A 4493-nucleotide genomic window follows, 5' to 3' on the forward strand; every position below is an offset into this window, starting at 1 on the left:
TTTATCTACCTGTCGGCGCTGGTCAGCTGGATGCGCATGCTCCCGCCTACGGAGATGGCTGAACTGTGGGGTGAGATTACCGGTGAGGTGCTGATCAATCTGCTGCTGATTCGCGTGTTGGGTGCGATGGGCGTGGTGGTGCGATTGGGGGCTCGTGTGCTCAGTCACGTCAAATCCGGGCGGGCGCGGGCGTTGTTGGAATTGCTGGCCAAGCAAGTAGTGGGGCCTCGGCTGGAAACCCATGTCGAGGCGGCCAAGCCGGTGTTGCTGAGCAGTGCGGCGACGCCGATTAAGACGGTGCCGGCTGTGCCGTTGAAGGCGGGCGATAGGCTGGTTTCGAACCCGGTGCCGATGGTGCGCGGCAAGGCCCAGCGCACCACGTTGGTYCGTCAGGAGCCTGTCGATGATGTGCCAACTGTGGCGTCGAATCCGAAGGGCGATGCGGCGGCGCCTGCGGATAAAAACAGTCACTCACGGCTGCCCGGTGTCGATGGTCACCGGCGAGGAATTGCTCACCCTCACCGACGGCGCGCTGAACGGGATTTTGCCGTTTGAGTGGACACGGCTGTATCGCACTAGCGCGGTGGAGGTCGATTGTGGGCTGGGGTTGGGTTGGAGCCATGCGCTGGCTCATCGGCTGGTGGTGTCGGGCGATTTGGTGGTGTGGACTGACCATGAGAACCGCTCGACTACCCTGCCCTTGCCCACCGACTCTCGGCCCGCGATCACCAATAGCCTGGCGGAAGCGGCGATCTACTTGGGTTCGGCTCCTGACGAGTTGGTGCTGGCCCAGGCCTCGCGTTTTTATCACTTTCGCGACGGTGTGCTGGTCTCGATCAGCGACGCGTATGACAACCGCCTGCGCCTTTGCCGGGATCGTTCCGGGCGGATTGAGCGGCTGGATAACGGCGCCGGTCGTTCGTTGCTGCTGCGTTATGAGTTGGGTCGCATCGTCGCGGTGGACTATCAGGTGCATCGCGCCAAAGGGCGTGAGCCCTACGTGTGGGAGACCGAGCAGAACCTTGTTTCCTACGCCTATGACGAAGACGGACGACTGGTTTGCGCGACCAATGCTGTCGGTGAAAGCGAGCGTTATCGGTACGACGATCAGCACGTCATTCTTGAGCGGCAGTTGGCCGGTGGGGCGAGTTTCTTCTGGGCGTGGGAACGGTCTGGCAAGGCGGCGCGTTGCGTCCGGCATTGGGCGAGCTTCTCGCAGATGGACACGCGTTATGCCTGGGGCGATGACGGCCACGTCACCGTGCATAACGCCGATGGTAGCCAGGAAGTCTATGTCCATGATCAGCGGGCGCGGCTGGTACAGAGGATTGATCCGGATGGTGCCACGCATTTCAAATCCTACGACGACCAGGGCCGGCTGACCGTCGAGCAAGACCCGATGGGCGCGGTGACGGCCTATCAATATGACGACGCCGGACGCTTGGTGGCGCTGTTTCCGGGGGAGGATGAGCCGACATCCTACGAGCATGACAATGGGTTCGTACGAGTTGTGCGCCGTGGTGAGGCGGTCTGGAAATATGAGCGTAATGAGCAAGGCGATGTAACGCGTAGGGCCGATCCCGATGGTGAGGTTACTGACTACAGCTACAACAAACAGGGACAACTGACCGGTGTTTGGTATCCCGACAGCAGTTGCCATCGGCTGGTGTGGAACGAGCGTGGGCAGTTGCTTGAAGAGCAATTGCCCAACGGCGGGATCAAGCGTTATCGCTATGACGATCTAGGCCGGCAGATTGCGCGTGAGGATGAGCATGGGGCTCAAACTCAATATCAATGGGATGCCGTCGGGCGTCTGCTAAAGCTGATCGAGCCCGGTGGTGGTTGTAGGGAATTCAGCTACAACCCCTACGGCAAAATCATCGCCGAACGCGACGAACTCGGCCACGTCACCCGCTATGAATACGCCGACGGCCTGCACCTGATCAGCCGCCGTCTCAACGCCGACGGCACCCAGGTCAAGTACCGCTACGACAACGCCCGGCTGCTGCTCACCGAGATCGAAAACGAAGCCGGCGAAACCTACCAACTCGACTATCACCCCAACGGCCTGATCCGCCAGGAAACCGGCTTCGACGGCCAGCGCACCGCGTATGCCTACGACCTCAACGGCAACCTGCTGGAGAAGACCGAATACGGCGACGATAACAGTCAGCTAATCACCCGTTATCAGCGCGACCACGCCGGGCGCCTCGTACAAAAAACCCTGCCCGATGCCAGCGTTGTCGACTATACCTACGACCGCCAAGGCAACCTCCTCAGCGCCGAAGACGGCCACTGGGCGCTGGCCTACGAATACGACCGCCAAAACCGCCTCACCGCCGAACACCAAGGCTGGGGCACCCTGCGCTACGGCTACGACGCCTGCGGGCAGCTGAAAAACCTGTGCCTGCCAGACAACAACCGCGTCACCTTCAACCACGACAAAGGCGGCCACCTCGCCACGGTCGAACTCAACGGTGAAGTACTCACCTCACATCTGTTCAAGAGCGGCCGCGAACACCAGCGCCAGCAAGGCCAACTGCTCAGCCACTACCACTACGATGACCAGAGCCGCCTACACGCCCATGCGGTAACCCAACAGCAAAACCATTTTTACCAACGCCAGTACGACTACGACAAATCCGGCAACCTCACCCGCCTGCTCGACACCCGCAAAGGCGAACACCGCTACCACTACGACCCCCTCGCCCGCCTGACTCGCGCCGATCACTCGCAGGACGTACAGGAACGCTTCGGCCACAACCCCGCCGGCAACCTGCTGATGCAAGACCGCCCCGGCCCGGACATCGTCGCGGCCAACCGCCTGATGATCCAGGGCGACCGCCATTACGACTACGACGCCTTCGGCAACCTCATCCGCGAACGACGCGGCAARGGCCAGCAACTTGTTACTGAGTACCGCTATGACTGCCAGCATCGGCTCATCAGCGTCACGCAACCCAACGGCCAGACCGCCAGCTATCGCTACGATCCATTTGGGCGGCGCATCAGCAAGACCGTGGATGACATAACCACAGAGTTTTTCTGGCAAGGCGACAAGCTAATTGCCGAACACCATGCAGAACGCCATCGCAGCTACCTCTACGAACCCGGCAGCTTCCGCCCACTGGCACTGTTGGACGGTTTCGGCCCAAAAGAAACCAAGCCCTACCACTACCAACTCGACCACCTCGGCACCCCGCAAGAACTGACCAGCCCCGAAGGCGAAATCGTCTGGTCCGCCCACTACCGCGCCTACGGCCAGATCGCCCGGCTCGACGTAGGCAACATCGACAACCCGCTGCGCTTCCAGGGTCAGTATTTCGATGCGGAAAGCGGCCTGCACTACAACCGCCATCGCTACTACAATCCGGATATTGGTCGTTACCTGACGCCGGACCCGGTGAAGTTGGCGGGGGGGATCAATGGGTACCGGTATGTGCCCAATCCGACAGGTTGGGTAGACCCGCTGGGACTTAGCTGTAAAAAAACAAGCTGCCCTGAAGGGCCGTATAGCGTAATCGTTCCAGGAGGAGGTTTAGCCGCACATGAGGCGGCAGGAGGACATCTAATGCAAAAGCATGTCGGTAGAACTGATCAACAGCTGCTTGACCGCTTGAGACAGGAACCACATATCCCGGCAGCCTCTACGTTTCATGATCGCGCAACAGCTGAACTCGCCGTTTCAAAGGTATTGGATAACAATCAAGACAAAATCAAAGACTTCCTAGAAGGAAACAACCAGCAGATAGTCATCACTCAATATCCCCAGAGCCAATCGGCACAAGTTTCAAAAAGAACACTACGACACCTGTACCCGGAAAAGAAATTTACTTAATTATTCGCAGAGACCAAAAAATGCATACTGGATAATCGAAATTCACACAGGGTTTCCAAAACCCAATGAAATAAAAGACTACCCCGAGCTGCAGCAATTTCTTGCTGGATACTTCAATCAAGATTGGGTTGATGATCACAAAAGCGCAAACGACGTAATTGATTTTTTTATTTCGGAGTCGCCTGAAGAGACGATAAAAATAGTGCTATCAGAGCTAGAAAAAACTAATATCAGCCAAAAAAACAGAGCAAGATCTTCAAGACTTTTTACTCTCTGATATCGGCTGTTATTACTATTACCCTAATGAATGGAGTGATGGGCAAACGTGGTTAAACCATGTTGCCTTAACATTAAAAAACGCCATTAAATAATTTCCTGGCCGAGATACGGGGCTGCTAGGCAGCCCCACGCGAGCAAGCTCGCTCGCCACCGGTGTACTCAGCTCCTTTAGATCCCCGCCACCGCCAAATCCATCGCAAAATACGTAAATATCAAATCCGCCCCCGCCCGCTTGATCGACCCCAACGTCTCGCGCACCACTCGATCCTCATCAATCGCCCCGGCCTGTGCGCCGAACTTGATCAATCGCGTACTCACCGCTCACCTGGTACGCCGCCACCGGCAGGCGCGAGGCTTCGCGGATGTCGCGGATGAT

1 protein-coding gene and 2 pseudogenes are annotated in these 4493 nt (G+C 57.9%); 2 read left to right on the forward strand and 1 reads right to left on the reverse strand.

Annotated features, from left to right (window positions below):
- Positions 1-3838, forward strand: a pseudogene (locus DQ405_RS24575) (RHS repeat-associated core domain-containing protein); the annotation flags it as partial.
- A gap of 88 nt (positions 3839-3926) precedes the next feature.
- Entirely contained in the window at positions 3927-4115 is a 189-nt protein-coding gene (locus DQ405_RS24580; protein ID WP_342030459.1) for a contact-dependent growth inhibition system immunity protein, read from the forward strand.
- Positions 4116-4285: 170 nt separating this feature from the next.
- Here DQ405_RS24580 and DQ405_RS24585 read toward each other — a convergent pair.
- A pseudogene (locus tag DQ405_RS24585) lies at positions 4286-4493 on the reverse strand (porphobilinogen synthase); the annotation flags it as partial.

This window comes from Pseudomonas sp. SST3 (genome assembly GCF_003325755.1).